The sequence below is a fragment of the Moraxella bovoculi genome, from assembly GCF_000988745.2.
In the GTDB taxonomy this organism is placed as follows: domain Bacteria; phylum Pseudomonadota; class Gammaproteobacteria; order Pseudomonadales; family Moraxellaceae; genus Moraxella; species Moraxella bovoculi.
This window is the reverse complement of the sequence record NZ_CP011381.2, coordinates 1,209,756-1,229,261: the sequence shown is the minus strand read 5'-3', so window position 1 is coordinate 1,229,261 and position 19,506 is coordinate 1,209,756. Positions and strand designations below refer to the sequence as shown.

General features: G+C 46.3%; 20 protein-coding genes and 2 tRNA genes. 5 read left to right on the top strand and 17 right to left on the bottom strand.

Translation table 11 applies throughout. The features are described 5' to 3' along the window. The first annotated feature begins 5 nt into the window (after nt 1-5). A complete protein-coding gene (locus AAX10_RS10550; RefSeq protein WP_320056790.1) occupies nt 6-200 on the top strand; it encodes an alcohol dehydrogenase catalytic domain-containing protein in 195 nt (64 codons plus the stop codon). A gap of 15 nt (nt 201-215) precedes the next feature. Next, entirely contained in the window at nt 216-869 is a 654-nt protein-coding gene (locus tag AAX10_RS05530; RefSeq protein ID WP_302480336.1) for a zinc-binding dehydrogenase, read from the top strand. A 113-nt stretch (nt 870-982) separates the two neighbouring features. Here the strand turns inward: AAX10_RS05530 and truA are convergent, their stop codons facing one another. The 5 genes from truA to AAX10_RS05505 form a co-directional block, all read right to left on the bottom strand. Next, on the bottom strand, nt 983-1,798 hold the full coding sequence (gene truA / locus AAX10_RS05525; protein WP_036366830.1) for a tRNA pseudouridine(38-40) synthase TruA: 816 nt from the start codon (nt 1,796-1,798) through the stop codon (nt 983-985). A 3-nt stretch (nt 1,799-1,801) separates the two neighbouring features. Further along, nucleotides 1,802-2,764 carry an asparaginase domain-containing protein gene (locus tag AAX10_RS05520; protein ID WP_046700080.1) on the bottom strand — a complete coding sequence of 321 codons (963 nt, stop codon included), beginning with the start codon at nt 2,762-2,764 and terminating at the stop codon, nt 1,802-1,804. Between the two features lie 88 nt (nt 2,765-2,852). Then, nucleotides 2,853-3,983 carry an aspartate-semialdehyde dehydrogenase gene (gene asd, locus AAX10_RS05515; RefSeq protein ID WP_046700079.1) on the bottom strand — a complete coding sequence of 377 codons (1,131 nt, stop codon included), beginning with the start codon at nt 3,981-3,983 and terminating at the stop codon, nt 2,853-2,855. Nucleotides 3,984-4,469: 486 nt separating this feature from the next. Then, the gene (locus tag AAX10_RS05510) at nt 4,470-5,675 is read right to left on the bottom strand and encodes a glycosyltransferase family 4 protein (RefSeq protein WP_046700078.1); all 1,206 of its coding nucleotides are present in this window, start codon (nt 5,673-5,675) and stop codon (nt 4,470-4,472) included. A 6-nt stretch (nt 5,676-5,681) separates the two neighbouring features. Beyond that, the gene (locus AAX10_RS05505) at nt 5,682-6,158 is read right to left on the bottom strand and encodes a peroxiredoxin (protein ID WP_046700077.1); all 477 of its coding nucleotides are present in this window, start codon (nt 6,156-6,158) and stop codon (nt 5,682-5,684) included. 170 nt (nt 6,159-6,328) lie between these two features. On the opposite strand from AAX10_RS05505, the gene AAX10_RS05500 reads away from it, so the two are divergent. Continuing rightward, nucleotides 6,329-7,642, top strand: a complete 1,314-nt coding sequence (locus tag AAX10_RS05500) for an NCS2 family permease (protein ID WP_046700076.1) — start codon at nt 6,329-6,331, stop codon at nt 7,640-7,642. A 57-nt stretch (nt 7,643-7,699) separates the two neighbouring features. Here AAX10_RS05500 and AAX10_RS05495 read toward each other — a convergent pair whose 3' ends face one another. From AAX10_RS05495 to queC, 3 genes are all read right to left on the bottom strand, one after another. Beyond that, nucleotides 7,700-8,284 carry a TetR/AcrR family transcriptional regulator gene (locus AAX10_RS05495; RefSeq protein WP_046700075.1) on the bottom strand — a complete coding sequence of 195 codons (585 nt, stop codon included), beginning with the start codon at nt 8,282-8,284 and terminating at the stop codon, nt 7,700-7,702. Between the two features lie 17 nt (nt 8,285-8,301). Next, complete coding sequence (locus AAX10_RS05490; protein WP_036366844.1) at nt 8,302-8,643, bottom strand: DMT family transporter; 342 nt, start codon at nt 8,641-8,643, stop codon at nt 8,302-8,304. Between the two features lie 109 nt (nt 8,644-8,752). Continuing rightward, a complete protein-coding gene (gene queC / locus AAX10_RS05485; RefSeq protein WP_046700074.1) occupies nt 8,753-9,448 on the bottom strand; it encodes a 7-cyano-7-deazaguanine synthase QueC in 696 nt (231 codons plus the stop codon). Between the two features lie 152 nt (nt 9,449-9,600). Between queC and AAX10_RS05480 the strand changes: the two genes are divergently transcribed. Then, complete coding sequence (locus AAX10_RS05480) at nt 9,601-10,230, top strand: MarC family protein (protein WP_036366849.1); 630 nt, start codon at nt 9,601-9,603, stop codon at nt 10,228-10,230. 69 nt (nt 10,231-10,299) lie between these two features. On the opposite strand, the gene trpC is transcribed toward AAX10_RS05480, so the two are convergent. The 8 genes from trpC to msrB form a co-directional block, all read right to left on the bottom strand. Further along, entirely contained in the window at nt 10,300-11,136 is an 837-nt protein-coding gene (gene trpC / locus AAX10_RS05475) for an indole-3-glycerol phosphate synthase TrpC (protein ID WP_046700073.1), read from the bottom strand. 29 nt (nt 11,137-11,165) lie between these two features. Continuing rightward, nucleotides 11,166-12,248 carry an anthranilate phosphoribosyltransferase gene (gene trpD / locus AAX10_RS05470; protein ID WP_046700072.1) on the bottom strand — a complete coding sequence of 361 codons (1,083 nt, stop codon included), beginning with the start codon at nt 12,246-12,248 and terminating at the stop codon, nt 11,166-11,168. 32 nt (nt 12,249-12,280) lie between these two features. Next, nucleotides 12,281-12,904, bottom strand: a complete 624-nt coding sequence (locus tag AAX10_RS05465; RefSeq protein ID WP_036362998.1) for an anthranilate synthase component II — start codon at nt 12,902-12,904, stop codon at nt 12,281-12,283. Between the two features lie 174 nt (nt 12,905-13,078). Beyond that, nucleotides 13,079-14,479: a 30S ribosomal protein S12 methylthiotransferase RimO gene (gene rimO / locus AAX10_RS05460; RefSeq protein ID WP_046700637.1), complete on the bottom strand. Its 1,401-nt coding sequence runs from the start codon at nt 14,477-14,479 to the stop codon at nt 13,079-13,081. Between the two features lie 247 nt (nt 14,480-14,726). Next, a tRNA-Asp gene (locus AAX10_RS05455) sits at nt 14,727-14,803 on the bottom strand. A gap of 5 nt (nt 14,804-14,808) precedes the next feature. Next, nucleotides 14,809-14,884 (bottom strand) — tRNA-Val (locus tag AAX10_RS05450). 159 nt (nt 14,885-15,043) lie between these two features. Next, a complete protein-coding gene (locus tag AAX10_RS05445; RefSeq protein ID WP_046700071.1) occupies nt 15,044-15,523 on the bottom strand; it encodes a glutathione peroxidase in 480 nt (159 codons plus the stop codon). Between the two features lie 33 nt (nt 15,524-15,556). Next, nucleotides 15,557-15,982, bottom strand: a complete 426-nt coding sequence (gene msrB, locus AAX10_RS05440) for a peptide-methionine (R)-S-oxide reductase MsrB (protein WP_046698256.1) — start codon at nt 15,980-15,982, stop codon at nt 15,557-15,559. 227 nt (nt 15,983-16,209) lie between these two features. Here msrB and AAX10_RS05435 point away from each other — a divergent pair, with 227 nt between their 5' ends. After that, nucleotides 16,210-17,781: an aminotransferase class I/II-fold pyridoxal phosphate-dependent enzyme gene (locus AAX10_RS05435; RefSeq protein WP_046700636.1), complete on the top strand. Its 1,572-nt coding sequence runs from the start codon at nt 16,210-16,212 to the stop codon at nt 17,779-17,781. Between the two features lie 61 nt (nt 17,782-17,842). Here the strand turns inward: AAX10_RS05435 and AAX10_RS05430 are convergent, their stop codons facing one another. Continuing rightward, a complete protein-coding gene (locus tag AAX10_RS05430; RefSeq protein WP_046700070.1) occupies nt 17,843-19,105 on the bottom strand; it encodes an NRAMP family divalent metal transporter in 1,263 nt (420 codons plus the stop codon). Between the last annotated feature and the right edge of the window lie 401 nt (nt 19,106-19,506).

The following is a 19,506-nucleotide window of genomic DNA, read 5'->3' as shown; positions in this document are numbered from 1 at the left end:
CTGAGATTGAGGCGGCTGCTCGCGACAAGACAGGCGAGTGGAATGGGCGAATCCTTGGTCATGAAGGTGTTGGTATTGTCGAGGAAGTAGGCTCTGCGGTTAAAAATTTCACAAAAGGCGATAAAGTCATCGTCTCGTGTGTATCTCGCTGCGGTTCATGCGAGAACTGCCAAAAGCAGCTTTATGCGCACTGTCGTTAGGGCGGCGGCTGGATTATGGGCTACATGATTGACGGTACTCAGGCTGAATACGTGCGTACGCCATTTGCTGATAATTCACTGTATCATCTGCCTGATAATATGAACACTGGCGTGGCGGTGTTCTTATCAGATACACTGCCAACAGGGCACGAAATCGGTGTACAATACGGCGATGTCAAGCCAGGCGACGCCATCGCAATCGTTGGTGCTGGCCCTGTGGGTATGGGCTGTCTACTAACAGCACAGTTCTATTCGCCAGCCACCATCATCTTGGTCGATCTGGATGATAATCGTCTGCGCATGGCAAAAGAAATGGGCGCGACACACACCATTAATTCAGGTAAAGAAGACGCAGTGGCTCGCATCCTTGAGATTACTGACGGTCGCGGTTTGGACTGTGCGATGGAAGCGGTGGGCATTCCTGCGACTTGGGACATCTGCCAGCAGTCTGTCAAAGAAGGTGGTAACATCGCCAACGTCGGCGTGCATGGTCAGCCTGTGAGCTTTGCGCTTGAGAAGCTGTGGATTAAGAACCTTAAAATCACCACAGGTCTTGTGAATGCCAATACCACAGGCATGCTACTAAAATCATGCGAATGCAGTAAGCTACCGATGGATAAACTGGCCACCCATCATTTCAAATTCTCAGAGACGGAAAAAAGCGTATGATGTCTTCAAGCACGCTGACCAAACCGGAGCCATGAAAGTTATCATCGAATATGATTAATTTCATATCACATGGATCTAAAAAATCCCGTCATTTGTCGGGATTTTTTGCTGGTTTAATCGGGCAGCCCAAGCCAAAGCGGGGTTAGAGGCACGTTTGGCAGCAGAGTCTGAAACCGATCAGGATAATATGCGTTAATAAAATATAGACCGTCTGCCGACGCGGTTGGTGGTGCTAATGTGCGATCTTTGGCTTCGATAAGCCTTGTGATGTCATCAATCTCAAGCTCGCCTTTGCCGATGGCGAACAGCGTGCCCATGATGTTACGCACCATGTGATGCAAAAAACCATCCGCCTGAATGTCTAGCACCAGATACGCCCCATGCTGAAACAGATTGGCGTGTGAGACATTGCGTACAGGCTGATTAGACTGGCAAGCCGCTGCACGAAAGCTACTAAAATCATGTGTACCGACCAAAAGGGAGCTTGCTCGTATCATCTTATCGTTATCGAGTAGCTCAAAGACATGTGTTACTTGATGGCGTAGAATGGCAGGGCGATAGGGCTGATTTAGTGTGACATAACGATAACGACGTGCAATCGCCCCAAAGCGCGCATGAAAATCAGAGGGCATCGGCGTAATCCAGCGCAGGGCAATGTCGTCTGGCAGCAGGGTGTTTGCGCCGCGCATCCAGTTATATTCTGTGCGCTTGGCAGCGGTGGTAAAATGCGCGATCATATTGCCCGCATGCACCCCTGCATCAGTGCGCCCTGCAGCGATCACCTCGATGGGCTCATTAGCGATGGTGGATAGCGCAGACTCAAGGCGTGCCTGAATGCTATCAACTTCCTGCTGTCGCTGCCAGCCTCGATAATTTGTACCAATAAATTCAACACCGATGGCGTAGGTTTGTGTGCTTAGGTCGTTCATGGTTTATGAGTTTGGTTGTAGGATTTGCCAAAGAGTTTGCCCGTAGATGCCAGCGATCCCAAGCGAGCTTGAGAATACGCCATACTGGTACTGCCAAGCGCCTGCCGCATAATCTGCGCTGGTACCGCCAAAAGTACACATGGTAGTGCAGATAACGGGGATTTGCTTGGCTAGTAGCCTCTGAAGCTCGGTGATGAGCTTGTCAGATGATGGTACATTGCCTGCACCAAACCCAATTAAGATGACCGCTCGAGTATGTACACTTAACTGACTGAGCTGATGTTCAAGGTTCGCCACATCATTAGGTAGGCAATAAATGGCAGTGATTTGAGTGTTTTTGGCGTTGTCCGTCAGGATGGGTAAATTACCCAATGCGTCTTTAGCATCAAAACATTCCGTCTGGTCGGTATTTTGTTTTGATGCTAACTCGCCCACGAAGGCATCATGATGTTGGCTGTTGATTTTTTGGGTGTCTTTGGCATTCATAAGTTTGTGATAAAACTGTACCGCCACGCCTTTATGTTCGGTCGTAGCGATGATGGCATCACGAAGATTGACCCATGCATCGCTGTCATCATTGATGGTATGACTGGGACTTTCAGCGATGAATAATGGCTGCATACTGCCTGTAATTACAAGGCTGATGTCACTACCTTTAAAGGCATTCGACAAAAATGCCGCCAAAAAGCTTAAGCTGTCAGTTCCTGTAATAAGTACAAAACGTCTCGCGCCCGCATCATATGCCTTCAAAATCGTACCGTACAAGGTCACAAAGTCAGCAGGAGTTAGGGTGCTGCTGTCCTTAATAAGTGCATTGGAGAGGATGTCGGTTGCGATGTTTGGCAATCGTTCTGACAATGTTAGTTTTAATGTCGGTAAAAAAACATCGGCAGGCAAGGGTGATAATGGCGTACCATGACTACCGAATGTTCCGCCTGCATAGATGATGTGGGTGATGTCTGTCATGAGTGGTAAATATAAAAATTTGGTGTATCATAACACAAAAAGCACGCTCATGTTGCGTGCTTTTTGATGGCTTTTGGCTTCTTGAGTGTTAGATGCGGCCTTGGATAATGGCAAGCATGCGACGTAGCGGCTCAGCAGCACCCCACAGTAGCTGATCGCCCACCGTGAAGGCTGTCAGGTATTCGCCGCCCATGTTCATCTTACGAAGACGACCTACAGCCACATTCAGCGTACCTGTTACTGCCACAGGCGTGAGTCGCTCCATGCTGGCAGGTTTGTCATTTTCAACCACATCTAGCCAAGGATTGTCACTTTGGCGTAGTGCTTCTTCGATCTCGGCAAGAGGGATATCTTTGGTTAGCTTGATGGTTAATGCTTGGCTGTGACAACGCATTGCACCGATGCGGACACAGATGCCATCGATGTTAATGATGTCAGAATCTGTGTTACCTAGGATCTTATTGGTCTCAGCTTGACCTTTCCATTCTTCACGAGATTGACCGTTGTCAAGTTGGCTATCGATATAAGGAATGAGACTGCCTGCCAATACAGCGCCGAAGTGTTGTTTTGGGAAGGTGTCAGAGCGCTGAGTGTTGGCGATGGTTTTATCGATTTCAAGGATGGCAGAGGCAGGGTCAGCAAGCTTGTCTGCCACGCTGTCGCGTAATACACCCATGCCAGAGATAAGCTCGCGCATGTTGTTAGCACCCGCGCCAGAAGCGGCTTGATAAGTCATGGCAGATACCCATTCTACCCAACCGCGACGAAATAGTTCACCAATCGCCATCAGCATTAGGCTAACGGTACAGTTGCCGCCGATGAAGTCTTTTTTGCCATTAGCGATGGCGTCGTCGATGACGTTGCGGTTAACAGGATCTAGGATGATGACGGCGTTGTCGTCCATGCGAAGCGAGCTGGCTGCATCGATCCAGTAGCCATTCCAGCCAGATGTGCGCAATTTGCCGTGCACTTCTTTGGTGTAGTCGCCGCCTTGACAGGTGATGATGGCGTCACATTTGGCAAGTTCGTTGATGTCATATGCGTCTTTTAGGGTGCCTGCATCTACGCCGAAGTCAGGCGCTTTGCCACCTGCATTGCTGGTTGAGAAAAAAACAGGCGTGATGTGATTAAAATCACCTTCTTCAACCATGCGAGCCATCAGCACAGAGCCAACCATGCCACGCCAACCAACCAAGCCTACGACCAATTTTTCTGCCATTGTGTCCACCTTAGAATGAATAAAAACGGATGAATGTCGCAAAACAAGCGCCATTCAAATTAAGCGTATAACTATGCACTGTTATGAATAAAAAATCAAGCTTTTTTGGGCAAATATCCTCAAGAAAATAAGCTTTTCTGCACTTATTATTAAATAGCTGAATGGCTAAATTATTAAAAGCGGCTTAAACCTTGTAAGAAATGGCTTACAGGATGTGGCGGTAATGGCTGATGGTATAGACAAATTTTTGATAATATAATGCGCACATTAGGATAGAGGTATGAGGCATGGCTGCCAAAGGATGAGTCATCGGCGATGGATGCTATTTACCCACACACCCAGTTACCCAAGCTGGGTGTTTTTTTAATAACACCGCTAATTTAGCGGTGTTTTTGATTGCGGATGAAATCAAAGTTAGTGTGTATTGTGTATTATGTATTGCGCTATCTAAAGCGTAATCGAGACGCGAGTTTGATTAAGTCGGTATTATTCATTTGCCCGAATGCACACAAGGTTATCATGGCGATCGGTCTTGACGAGCTTGCAGTCAGGCATGAGCGACTGATAGACTGCCAAAGTCTCCGCCGTCATTTGATCGATGGTATATTCGTGGGTCATGGCGGGGCGCAAGCCGTTCTGAAGGTGTGATTTGACGGCTTTGCAGAGTGCGACGGCAGTCTCTTCTTTAACTAGACCTTGTGGATACAATGCGCTTAGAATGTCAGCAAATGCTCCTTTTGCCCAGCCGATGACCGGCGTACCAAGGTGAATGGCCTGTAGGGCGGTAATGCCAATACTCTCTGGGCGATTAGCCAGCGCAAGCACGACATTCGCTGACGATAGCCATTCTTTCATGTCGGGTGGTCTGCGCCCGATGAATGTCACTTTGTCGTTAAGACCTAAGGCGTGCAGTCGTTGGATGAATTCTTCGTGTGCGACGTCTTGGTCGAATAAATTGGTCTCATTATCTTCTGCGATGATGGCGTGAATATCAGGGAATTTTTCTTGTAGGTTGCCTAGGATATCAACCAGCCATTCTTGTCCGTATTCTGCACCGACAGGCGTGGGGAATAGCAACCATTTTTTGTGTTCAAGCTCTGGGTATTCAGTAAAAATATTATGCAGCCAATACACGGATGCGTGATGGCGATACGGATAAGTGCGAATGTCCACGCCGCGTCGCACGCACACGATGCCAAAGGGGTGTTCTTCGATGTTGAGCTCTTCTTTTTTTTGGGCGAGCTTGGTGCGTAGGTATTTGTCGATGCTTCTGGAGGCGGTGATGATCACGTCAGAATAAAAAAGTGCGCGCGCATAAGAATTCATCGGATAAAAACCATACATCGTCGCGACAATTTTTGGGCGTTTTTGCTTTGGGGTGCGATGCAGCGCCCAATGTAGCACCCATGCAGGCGTGCGCGAATGCACATGAATGATGTCAGGCTCGTGCGCTTGGATGATTCGGCGAAGTTTTAGGACGTTTTTTAGCGCCCACCAAGATTTTTTTGGCATGGGCAATTGATAATACACAGTGTCATCACGCATAAGGCGCGTCACCAGCTCTTCTTCTTCGTGAGCTGCACCGATGACGATCGATTCATGACCTGCGCGCATGAGAGCGTGGGTGATGGCATAGATGCCACGTTCGGTTTCATCATGCTTTAGCGATGATGATAAGTGCATAACTTTCATGAGATTTTATAGGGTCTCAAGTAGCTTTTTGGCGTGTTCTTTGGCTTTTACATTGCGATAGCTTGCCGTCATTTGTCCACTGTTATCAAAGACGAAAGTTGAGCGCACCACGCCAAGATGCGTTTTGCCATACATCATTTTTTCTTTGATGACGTCAAAATACTGGCAAAGCTTCTCATCAGGGTCGCTGATAAGCGGGATGTCGAGGGATTTTTTGGTGATGAAGCTCTGATGTGACTTGACGCCATCGCGAGACACACCAATGATTTGATAGCCTTTGTTCCCAAATTGTTCTTTTAAGTGGCTAAAATCAACCGCCTGCAACGAGCAGCCTTGGGTGTTATCCTTGGGATAAAAGTATAGCACCAATCCGCGACCGCTGTCTTGGATGAGAGTGCTAAGATTGACAGAGCTTTGAGTGTCATTCTGCATGAGTGTCACATCAAAGTCAGGTAATGCGATGGTTTCTTGAGTGTTTTTCATATTGTTTTAAAATTATCTAAAAGTACGACCATTTTACCCAATATTTGTCAAAATTTCGACCAAATGAACCATAGAATTTTGTAAATTTATTCGTTAAAAATTGTAAAAAATGTGTCTATGAAGTAAAATTAGCACCCTAAAATTATTCTTAGCAACTTGATAGGCGTTTTATGTCTTTGCTTTCTTATCTAAAAATTGAGGAGCGTGGCTCTTCTGTGCGTCAAGAAGTCATCGCTGGCTTGACGACATTCTTGGCGATGGTGTATTCGTTGATCGTCGTGCCGAATATGTTAAGCGACGCAGGATTTCCTGCCGAGTCGGTCTTTATTGCGACTTGTTTGGTGGCGGGCCTAGGCTCAATCTTAATCGGTCTGTGGGCGAATGTACCGATGGCGATCGGTTGTGCGATTAGCTTGACGGCGTTTACGGCGTTTAGCCTTGTATTAGGTCAAGGCATCAGCGTACCTGTGGCGTTGGGTGCGATTTTCTTGATGGGTGTGGTGTTCACGCTTATCTCTGTGACGGGCATTCGTGCGTGGATTCTGCGTAACCTGCCAATTTCAATTGCGCATGGCGCAGGTATCGGTATTGGTCTGTTTCTACTGCTGATCGCTGCCAACGGTGTGGGTCTGGTCATCAAGAATGATGCTGGTCTGCCTGTAAAAATGGGCGAATTTACTTCTTTTCCTGTGGTAATGTCTTTGGTTGGATTGGCTGCGATCATCGGCCTTGAGCGTAAGCAGGTAAAAGGCAGTATTCTATGGGTGATCATTGCCATTACGGTGGTTGGTCTGATTTTTGACCCGAATGTGAAATTTGGCGGTTCAGTCTTTAAGCTACCAACTGTTACAGGTGAATCACTGTTCCTAAACCTTGACATCATGGGCGCGTTAAATGCAGCGGTATTGCCAGCGGTATTTGCTCTGGTGATGACGGCGGTGTTCGATGCGACTGGTACGATCCGTGCAGTAGCAGGGCAAGCTGGACTGATCGATAAAGACGGTCAGATCATCGGCGGCGGCAAGGCATTGACAGCTGACTCAGTCTCTAGCGTGTTCTCTGGTCTGTTCGGTGCGGCGCCTGCAGCGGTGTATATCGAATCAGCAGCGGGCACGGCGGTTGGCGGTAAGACAGGTCTGACCGCGATCGTGGTGGGTGTGTTATTCTTGCTCATGCTGTTCTTCCAGCCATTGGCGTTCTTAGTGCCTGGTTATGCGACCGCGCCTGCCTTGATGTATGTGGGTCTGTTGATGCTAAGCAATGTCTCAAAGCTTGATTTTGATGACTTTGTGGGTGCGATGAGTGGTCTGGTGTGTGCGGTGTTCATCGTATTGACTGCCAACATCGTAACAGGCATCATGTTGGGCTTTGCTGCGTTGGTATTAGGTCGCCTGATCTCTGGTGAGTTTAAGAAGCTTAACATCGGTACAGTTATCATCGCTGTGGCGTTGGTGGCGTTCTATGCGCTGGGTTATGCGATTTAATTAGACCATTGATTTACAATAAAAACACCGCTTGATTAGGTGGTGTTTTTTTATTGGTTAGCGCACAATGTCGTCAATCAGTGTCATCAGATAATCGCGAATAGCGGGCAATTCCTTTATATCAATGTTGTTTAACCACGCACCATCAACCGCGTAACGTATGGCGGTCAGTCGAATGTCACTGTCGGTGTGACTAAAGCTACCCACCTTATGATGAAGCCATGAATCCCACAACGCGGTAAGTTTGCTCTCGGCATTCATCGCGCGAATCAACCCTGACCAGTCACTTGACAACCCAATCTTGGTATTCTCAAAAAACACGCTTACATAAGCGCGCGTGAACACGCCTTTAACTTCGCCCAGCTCATTAATGTGCTGCATTATGGCGGTGTTCACCTGTGCGATGAACAGCTCGAGCACCGATAAGATCAGCTCGTCTTTGTTTTTAAAGTGATGAAAAAGCCCGCCTTTACTCGTGCCTGCCGCATCAGCGACTTTTTGCATGGACAGATTGGCGATACCATCTTGCAGCATAAGGTCTTTGGCGGCGATTAGGATACTGTGACGTAGAAGCTCGGGGTTGTTTTTGCGTTTTGGCTTGCTTTGGCTTTCGTTGAATAATTCAAGTGATTGATTTTCCATGAGTTTTCTTTATTTTATTAATGGGCGGCAGAGGTTGAAAAGATGTTCATGATAATCACGCCGACTATGATAAAGCCGATGCCTATCATGGCGGGGATGTCTAGAGGTTGGTTCAATACGAACATACCTATCAAAGCAGTTAGCACAATACCCACACCCGACCAGATGGCATAAGTCATGCCAAGAGGGATGACCTTGACGACATGAGAAAGTAGATAAAAAGCGATGGCAAAACAAACGAGCGTAATGCTGGTAGGGATGAGTTTGCTAAATCCATCAGATTTTGCCAAAAAAGTCGAACCCGTCACTTCGCTGATGATGGCGAGAGCAAGTAGGGCGTAAGCGGTGGGTAATTGCATATAACAAATGTCTCAAATAAAAAACCAACTGGTCGGTATTTTATTACACTGCATGAGAAAATGCAAATAAAAAATGACAAATCGAGATGATTTGTCATTCTAAGGGATGTTATGCATTCTGATAACGAGTTGGGTCAGGTACGCCTGCATCGATGAATCCCTGGCGACGCAGTGCACAGCTATCACACACACCGCAAGCGCGCCCATCGCTGTCTGCTTGATAGCAGGACACCGTCTCGCCATAGTCCACACCCAAAGATAGACCAAGCTCTAAGGTCTGGGCCTTGGATAGATTCTGTAGCGGCGCGACGACAGACAGCCGATTGCCTGCACGCCCTGCAACAGTGGCCAGATTGGCAAGGTTCTCAAAGGCTTCGATAAAGTCAGGGCGGCAATCAGGATAGCCTGAGAAATCGACAGAACTCACACCGATCACGATATAATTAGCCTGCATGACCTCGGCGGCTGCCAATGCGTATGATAAGAATATGGTGTTACGCGCAGGAACATAGGTCACAGGCACGGCATCTGATGCAGCGTCATAGTTAGGCACATCGATGTTTTGATCGGTCAGGGCTGATCCGCCAAGTTGAGCGATATCGATGTCGATGATGCGATGTGAGACGCCGAGCTGTTTGGTGATTTTGGTGGCGGCGATCAGTTCGCTGGAGTGGCGCTGACCATAACGAAAGCTGATGGCGGTGATGTCTTTAAAGTTAGCTCGTGCCCAGTATAGGCAGGTGGTGGAGTCTAGACCGCCTGAGAATAATACGATGGCGTGATGGTTCTTGAAATCGCTGTTCATAAGACAAAATGATGAATATGTGATTAAAAATTTTGCAGAATTTTAGCACAAAAACACGGATTTTGGTAAGATTTTGGGTGTGATTGTGCTACAATATCTAGTTTTTTTTCATGATGTAAATAGCCACATAAATAATCACCGAATAGGGTATTATGGACACCGAACTCATTAAAATTATTCTGGCATTCGTGGTGCTGATCAATCCATTTAGCGCGCTTGGGCTATTCTTAAGCATCACGAATGGCTGCACCACACAGGATCGCAAACGAGTTGCGCAGATCGCCTGCTTGACCGTATTGATTACGATTTGTTTTTTTACATTGCTTGGCGAGAATTTGCTGAAGTTATTAGGCATCTCGGTGGGGTCGTTCCAAGTAGCTGGCGGTGTCTTAGTATTCTTGATTGCCATTAATATGATGAATGGCGGCGGCAATCCCGTCAAACCCAATGAGGATGAAGTTGAGGTGAATTCATCGCTGACAGCCTCGGCGGTCGTACCTTTGGCCATCCCCATGATGATTGGCCCTGGCGGCATTTCGACAGTGATCATTTATAGCAGCCAAGTCAATGGCGCTTTTGAGGTTGGTACGATCTTGGCGGCAGGGCTGTGCATTAGCATGTTCTGTTATCTGTCTTTGATGGCTGCAGGGCGTATCAGTCGATTCTTGGGTGATACAGGGCTGAATATTCTAAGTCGTATCATGGGTATGCTGCTTGCGGCAGTGGCGGTTGAGATCTTGGTGAGTGGACTTAGAACGATCTTTCCTGATTTATTAAATTAACCCGCCCAACAAAAAAGCGAATGACGAGTCATTCGCTTTTTTTGTTGGGCGGGTTAAATCATTAATGCGTTAAATGCTTTTTAGTAGCTCTGCCAATGCTGCGCCAACATCATCTGTCTTCATGAACTGTTCACCAATCAAGAAATGATGAATGTTGTTCTTTTGCATCAGATGAATGTCATTGGCATCGTTGATGCCGCTTTCGCTGACCACGAGAGCATCACCACCTAATGTAGCAAAAAGCTGCTCGCACAGACGAATGCTATGCGCCAAATCCACCTTAAAAGTATTCAGATCGCGGTTGTTGATACCATAAATGTTGTGGGTAGATCTGGGCAATTTAAGTGCGCGTTCTAGCTCTTGCTGAGTGTGAATCTCAATCAGTACATCCATACCCAGATCAATGGCGATCTTGTGTAGATGAGCAACCGTCTCGTCATCTAGGCATGCCATGATCAGCAGAATGCAGTCAGCGCCTAAGGCGCGGCTTTCGTAGATATGGTATTCATCCACCATAAAATCTTTACGCAGGACGGGTAAGTTTGTGACATTTCTGGCTTTGATCATGTAGTGATCATGACCTTTAAAATACTGTCGATCGGTCAGTACAGATAGGCATGTTGCACCTGCTTGTTCATAGCCTTTGGCGGCATCGACAGCATTGAAATTCTGACAGATGATGCCCTTTGATGGGCTGGCTTGTTTGATTTCGCTGATGACGCCAATCTTACCTTCTGTAGTATTGACAGCGCGTAGGGCATTGGCAAAGCCTCTTGGCTTGTCGTTATTAAGGCGAATAAGACTGATGAGTTCATCTTGGCTCACCAAAGCCTTGGCAGCGGCGATTTCTTCATGCTTGGTGGTAACGATTTTTTGGAGGATGCTTGGCGTACTCGAACTTGTCATGATTATTCCTGATGTATGGGTTTATAAGATTATAAAGATTGGGTAAGCTTGGCAAATTCACGCATTTTGGTTAATGCTGCGCCGCTGCCGATGGTATCTTTGGCAATCTGTACGCCTGATTGTAGGGTGTCTGCCTTGCCTGAGACATAGATGGCTGCGCCTGCATTTAGTGCAATGATATCTTGGGCTTTTTTGATGCGCTGATCATCGCTTGCCCCTGATAGGGCGGCGGTGATGAGCTCTAGGCTGTCTTTGGAAGATGATACGCCTAGCCCGTCAAGGCTTTGTGGTTCAATGCCAACATCTCTAGGGCTGATGGTATTGCTACTAACCACGCCATCTTTTAGTTCGCTCACAAAACTATCGTCCGCCAAGCTAAATTCGTCTAATCCATCGGCTGAATGCACAACAATTGCGTGCTTTGAGCCAAGGTTCTTTAGAACGTGGGCAAGCGGTTCGCATAGAGACTGATCAAATACACCGATGACCGAATTAACCACACCAGCAGGGTTGGTTAATGGGCCTAAGACGTTGAAGATCGTACGAGCTTTTAGCTGCTGGCGGACACCAACGGCATGACGCATGGCTTTATGATGGTTGGGCGCGAATAAGAATCCTAATTGCTGTTCTTGAATGCAGCGAATGACCTCGTCATTGGTCAGGTCGAGACGTACGCCAAGCGTTTGTAGTAGGTCTGATGAGCCTGACTTGGTGGAGACGCCGCGATTGCCGTGCTTGGCGACCTTAGCGCCACTGGCGGATACCACGAACGCGGCTGCTGTTGATACGTTAAATAGATTGGCGCCATCGCCACCTGTTCCCACGATATCGACCACATTTGTCAGATCATCTAATGTGATGTTATGTGCCAGTTGCCTCATCACGGAGGCGGCAGCGGTAATCTCATCAATGCTCTCGCCCTTGGTGCGTAGCGCCACCAAGATGGCACCCATCAGTGCATCTGGGCAACGTCCATGCATGATGGCAAGCATTACGCCCTGCATGGTGTCGCTGTCTAGATTTTCACCCTGTAATAATGTATTTAACGTTCGGCTTAAAAATTGACCGATCTCATCATCGCTAAGCGTATTAATATTATTTAAGTTAATCATTACCCATCCTTACTGTATCCATTGTCTATGGCTTAGGCGACTTGTGGTAGGTTGTCGTTGCTTAGCTTGGCAAGGCCGCAGCGTACCAAAAAATTATTAAACAGCTGATAACCGTGCTCGCTTAGGATAGATTCTGGGTGGAATTGAACACCTTCTACATCTAATGTCTTATGACGAACACCCATGATCTCTTCCATTGAGCCATCAGGATTCTGAGTCCATGCGGTGATCTCTAGGCAGTCGGGCAGGGTGTTTCTGTCGATGACAAGTGAGTGGTAGCGCGTGGCATCAAATGGGCTTGGTAGATCGCTAAACACTCCCTGATCATGATGATGAATGGGTGATAATCTGCCATGCATGACCTCACCTGCGCGAACCACATCACCGCCAAAAGCCTGCCCGATCGCTTGATGACCTAGGCAGACACCTAGGATCGGGATCTGACCGCTAAATTCAGCCAAAATCGGCAATGTCACACCTGCCTCGGTTGGGCTACAAGGACCAGGGCCTAAGATAATGGCCTTGGGTGACAGTGCGCGAATCTCATCCAGGGTAATTTCGTTGTTACGAAATACCTTGATGTCTTGTTGTAATTCTCCAAAATACTGTACGATGTTATAAGTAAAACTGCAAAAATTGTCAATCATGAGTACCATGAGAGTGTTCCTTGCTAATATATCGATAAATTGAATTATTTTACCATTTTTTATTTATGTGGTGCAGGATTTTTGATTTAAATTGAGTTGATACACCCAAAGTCTTTGCTTGCGTATTTTGATAAATACAAGCAATAAAAATAAGCCCTAAAATAGTATTTAGGGCTTATTTTATTATTTAAAACTGGCAAACAAATCATACTCACTGGCTTCATCAATGGTAACGGTTAAAAATTCGCCAACTTTAACACGCCCATCAATATTATCCACATAGACATGACCGTCAATCTCTGGGGCATCAGCATAGCTACGGCAAATGGCGATATTTTCTTCTGTATCAATTTCATCTACCAATACCACCAACGTTTGCCCGACTTTTTCTTGCAATTTTTCTTCGCTGATTTGTTGGGCGACCGCCATAAACCGCTCGTAACGCTCTTGCTTAACAGACTCTGGCACAGGGTTTGGCAAATCATTCGCCACCGCCCCGTCAACCTCTGAATAAGTAAAACAGCCCACACGGTCAAGGCGTGCTTGTTTTAACCAGTCAAGTAGGTACTCAAAATCTTCTTCGGTCTCCCCTGGAAAGCCCACCACAAAGGTAGAGCGAATGACAATCTCGGGGCAAATCTCCCGCCATTTGGCAAGTCGCTCCAAGGTATTTTCGCTCATGGCAGGGCGTTTCATCGCCTTTAATACACTGGTGCTTGCGTGCTGAAAGGGAATGTCAAGATATGGCAAAAGCCCACCCTTACCACCACTGGCTTTCATGCTGTCCGCCATGATTTGTACCACATTATCCACGTGCGGATAAGGGTACACATAATGCAAACGCACCCAAATGCCTAAGCGTGCTAAGGCTTGACACATATCAAAAAACTTGGTCTTTATCGGTTCGCCTTGCCAAAATGCCATTTTATATTTTAAATCCACGCCATAAGCGGACGTGTCTTGGCTGATGATAAGTAGCTCTTTGACCCCTGCTTTTTTTAGGGCAACAGCTTCATTCATCACGCTGTCAATGGTGCGAGACACCAAGTCGCCACGCAAGGACGGAATGATACAAAAAGTACAGCGATGATTACAGCCTTCACTGATTTTGACATACGCATAATGGGCAGGGGTCAGCTTCACGCCTGCGTCATTGATAAGGTCTATTTTGGGGTCATAAGTCTTTGATTTGTCAGGTTTTGGCACATGGTGCGTTACCGCTTTGACCACTTCATCATAGGCATGAGCCCCTGTTACCGCCAATACGGCAGGGTGCATGGTGCGAATGCGTTCGGCATCTTTACCCAAACAGCCTGTTACGATGACCTTGCCGTTTTTGGCGATTGCCTCGCCAATGGCATCAAGGCTTTCTTGGACGGCAGATTCAATAAATCCGCAGGTGTTTACCACCACAAGATCCGCCCCGTCATAATCCTTGGCGACTTGGTAGCCCTCACGAGTAAGTTCGGTAATAATCCGCTCACTGTCCACCAGTGCCTTGGGGCAACCTAAGGATACAAACCCGACTTTGGGCGTTTTGACAATTTCACTGGATAAACCGCCACTAGGCTTGGCAATCTGCATCAGACTTGCCGACTCTTCTAGGGTGCGGTTTTGGTTGTGGTTGGCTTTATGATGATAGCCAACTTCGCTGGGACTAAGATTGGGATTGGGGTTTTTGGGATTAAAGGTTTGAACACTCATGTTAGCTGTCTTAATAGATGGCTGAAAAAATGGTATTATAGCATAATTGGTAAGCTCAATAACGAGCAAAAGGAAGCGTTAAATAATAAAAAACCCCAAATCCGAAGATTTGGAGTTTCTTGAATAATGGCGCAGCGGACGGGACTCGAACCCGCGACCCCCGGCGTGACAGGCCGGTATTCTAACCAACTGAACTACCGCTGCGAACATGGTGGGCGGTAACGGATTCGAACCGCTGACCCTCTGCTTGTAAGGCAGACGCTCTACCAACTGAGCTAACCGCCCATGTTCTTTTAACTTTCGAACTAAGTAACTTGCCGTTACCGTGTTCGTTCGTTGTGGTGCGTATTATATAGATTTTTGACAGGGTGTCAAATACTTTTTTCAAAAAATTTTAAAATTTTATGTAAAATATTGATTTTAAAATAATTTTAAAAAATACAACTACGCCAAAGCTGCCTCGATGTCTTTTTCTAAGTCTTGTGGCTTGGTGGTCGGTGCGTAACGATCCAGCACTTTACCGTCACGACCAACCAAGAATTTGGTAAAATTCCACTTGATCGCATCGGTTAAGATGCCACCTTGCTCATGCTTTAGAAAATCAAAAATTGGATGGGCGTGATCGCCGTTCACATCTACTTTATCCATCATTAAAAAGTCCACGCCGTAGTTCTTTTGACAGAACTCGCCAATCTCTGCGCCTTCGTGAGGCTCCTGTGCGCCGAATTGATTGCAAGGAAAGCCGATCACGACTAAGCCCTTATCGTGGTATTTGGTGTGCAATTCTTGCAAGCCTGCAAATTGCGGTGTAAAGCCGCATTTGCTTGCAGTATTGACGATAAGCAAAACCTTACCTGCAAAACCCTTAAAATGTACGACATTACCAGTCAAATCATTGGCGCTAAATTCATAGATGCTAGACATAAAAATCTCCAAGCTGATTGCAAGTGATTGGGGTTAATTGGGTTCAAAATCAATGGCGATGGAGTTGATGCAATATCTCATGCCTGTCGTCTCTCTTGGACCATCAGGAAAAACGTGTCCCAAATGCCCACCGCAGTTGCTGCAAGTAACTTCAATACGTCTCATGCCGTGAGATAAATCCAGCGTCTCAGTCAGCACGTTGTCGTTAATTGTCTTATCAAAGCTGGGCCAGCCACAACCTGAGTGGTATTTGCTATCGCTGTCAAAGAGCTTGGCATGACAGCCCTTACAACGATACACACCAGTTTCAAACACATCGGTATATAAGCCTGTAAAAGGTCGCTCGGTGCCTTTTTGGCGTAAGACATAATATTCGTCAGCGGTTAGGCGATTTTGCCAATCTTGTTCAGTTAATTGGGCAATTTCATCGGGGCTAAGGCTATGGTCGGGTAAGAGCATGGATTTTCCTTATAAGTAGGTCAGAGTTTGAGTTTTTAATCTTAATATTGAATGGGGTGGGTTTGGTACAAATACAAGCATGAGGCAAATCTAATTTATCTAAATTTGTGTGGGTGGGGTGAAGTTCAATCAGAATAGCGCTTGTTAAATTCACGCCTTTAAAATTCTCTTGCAAAACCATTCGAAGCCTTGTATGATAATTGCAACTTTTACTTGCAATGACCGCGATGACCAAAGACACCCATCCACCAAATACGCCCACCACGCAAGGCGAACGCCTAAAACAGCTCCGCAAATCTTTAGGATTATCCGCTCAAGCCCTAGCCGATAAGCTAAACGCCCACGGTGCTTCCGTCAGTCGTGGAGCGATTGCCAATTGGGAATGCGACAAAAATGGTATCACAAGTAGCAAGCTCCCCACAGTCGCCCAAGTGCTAGGCACGACCGAAAACTATCTTTTGACAGGCAATGTATCGACGAATCCAACCGTCAATAATGCCAGTCAAGAGATTGATTTACAAGATAATTTACCAAATTCACACAATCATTCTCACAAGGTATCCCTCATGAAGCCTTTAAAAAAATCTGCCAAACTTTCCAACGTCTGCTATGACATTCGTGGCGAACTTTTGCAAACCGCCAACCGCATGGAAGCCGAAGGTCAGCGTATCATCAAGCTCAATATTGGCAATCCTGAACCGTTTAGACTGCTGCCCCCTGATGAGATTGTGCAAGACGTGGCGATGAACTTGCAAAATGCGTCTGGATACTCCGATTCTAAGGGGATTTTTTCGGCTCGTAAGGCGATTTTGCAATATTATCAAGCCAAAGGACTGCTGTCAGCGACTGATGTCAATGATGTGTATATCGGCAATGGCGTGTCGGAGCTTATCGTCATGACCTTGCAATCCCTGCTTGATGACGGCGATGAAGTGCTTATTCCCATGCCTGATTATCCGCTGTGGACAGCGTCCGCCAACCTAGCAGGGGGCAGGGCGGTGCATTATCGCTGTGTGGAAGAAGACAACTGGCACCCTGATTTGGCGGATATTGAGAGTAAAATCACCGACAAAACCAAAGCCATTGTCATCATCAACCCCAACAACCCCACAGGAGCATTGTATAGCAAGGAAATCTTGCAAAAAATTGCTGATTTGGCGGTAAAACATGGCTTGGTTATTATGGCAGACGAGATTTATGACCGTATTTTGTATGATGATGCTGTGCATACGCCCATGTGTACGATTACTGATAAGACGCTGGTTTTGACCTTTAATGGCTTGTCAAAATCGCACCGCATTGCAGGCTATCGCTCAGGCTGGGTCATGTTGTCGGGTAAAAAAGACCATGCTGGCGACTTTATAGAAGGCTTGACCATGCTCGCCAGTATGCGACTGTGTGCCAACGTGCCTGCTCAGTACGCCATACAGACGGCAATGGGTGGTTATCAGTCCATGCAAGCTCTGACCGCACCGACAGGACGACTGTACAAACAGCGTGAGATGGCGGTCTCTCGCCTAAATGCTATTAAGGGCATTAGCTGCACCAAGCCGCAAGGGGCGTTTTACTGTTTTGCCAAGATTGACCTTGATGTCTATCCCATCCAAAATGACATGAAATTCATGATGGATTTATTGATTCAAGAAAAAGTCTTAATGGTGCAGGGTACGGGCTTTAATTGGGATAAGCCAGACCATTTTAGGGTCGTATTTCTGCCCAATTTGATAGATTTGGAAGATGCGATGGATAGGTTGGATAGATTTTTTGCCAATAAGCGTAAAGAGTTTGGCACGGAATAGAGTGGGGTATTTGCAAAAATAAAGGGCGATTGTTGTCGCCCTTTTTTTGATGTTTTTGTTTTTATCCAATAATCCCAAAAAACTGCAATAAAAACGCGCCTGCAAATCCTGCCAAAAAGGCAATGCCAAGTAGGGCATAAATATTCATTTTTGGGGTGAGTAGGTTTTCAGATTTTGCCAACGAGTAATTAAGGTAGGCAAAAATCGGAGCGGAGACAAAGGAACTAATCATCGCAAATTTGAGTAGGCTTGCCATTTGTCCTGCAAACACATTGATTAAGATAAATCCACCAATGACCATAGCGGTCGTCCAACGCATGACGTATTTTTCGGTAAGCTCGGTTGTGCCTGTTTTGATGAGCGACAGACTCTCGGCATTGGTACGCCCATAGCCGTCCGCACTCGTGATGACCGTGCCAAACATACACAAAAAAGCGATGAATGCCACGAGAATTTTTGACCAATTGCCAATGGTCTCTGTGTACATCTCTACAAGCTGACCGATGTAAGCTCCGCCTTTGGTGGCAATCTCTTCGCCCGTGCCGTACTGTACAAACACGCCAAGCGTCAAGAAAAATAATGCCAAAATCGCCGATGTAAAATAGCCCACGTTAAAATCTACCACGCCTTGAAAATGGCTTGTGCGGTCGGTGCGGATTTTCTTGGCAGTCCACACAGATGTAATGACCGAAAATTCAAGCGGAGCAGGCATCCAACCCATAAGAGCGATGATAAAGCCCAAAGATGCCAAGTTCCAAGGCGACATCGGTACAAAATCAGGAGCGACTTCTTTTGGCGACATACCTGCGATGATAACCGCCAAAATGGTGGCAACCGTCAATGCCAGAATAATCCACTTTGAGATATTGTCCAAAACCTTATAATGCCCTGCAATGAGTAGTCCCCATGAGATGGTCATTACAATGATGGACAGGATAAGTGGATTTAGCTCAAAAGGCAGAATAAAGCCCAAAATGGTCGCACAGAGCAGAGCGACTGCCCCCGTGGTAATCACGCCTGACACGACAGATAAGCCAAAAAATGCCCAAAGGTAGGCTTTGGATTTTTTGGCGTAACCTGCCACGAGACTGTCGCCTGTTTTGTAGGCGTATTCTGTGCCAAAGCGGTAAAAAGGGTATTTAAAAAAGTTGGCAAGCACGATCATAATGGCAAGTTGCCAACCATACAACGCCCCAGCTTGGGTGGACGATACAAGGTGCGACCCGCCAATGGCGGCGGACGCCATAAGAATACCGGGCCCGAAGGCTTTCCAAGTGAGTTTTTGGGCTTTATCAGAGGTTTGTGAGGTTTGTGAAGTTGTCATAGCAGATTATCGAAAGTAGATAAAAAGACGTTTTATATGGAAAAATAAATTTGATTATTTTTCCATATAAAACGTGTATTTTCCCTAATATTTTTGGGCGTGAGAAAATGCGCTTATTCTACCACAAACTAACAAAACCACAAATCAAATAATGTGTTTATCCATCATTTTAAATACTAATAAAATTTTACTTAACTTTTGGTTTGTCAGGTGGAATGAAGTCATTACTTAAAATTATTTTAAAGCTGGTAAGGTATTCACACAGGCTAAAGATGTATATAAAAATTACATACAATGACTATAATGAGTATGTATTTTTTCTTTGATTTCCTTTAAAAGTTTGTTTTCTGGGTTTTATTTGTTGAGTGATAGAATGGCTGATGCTTGGATTTAATGAAAAG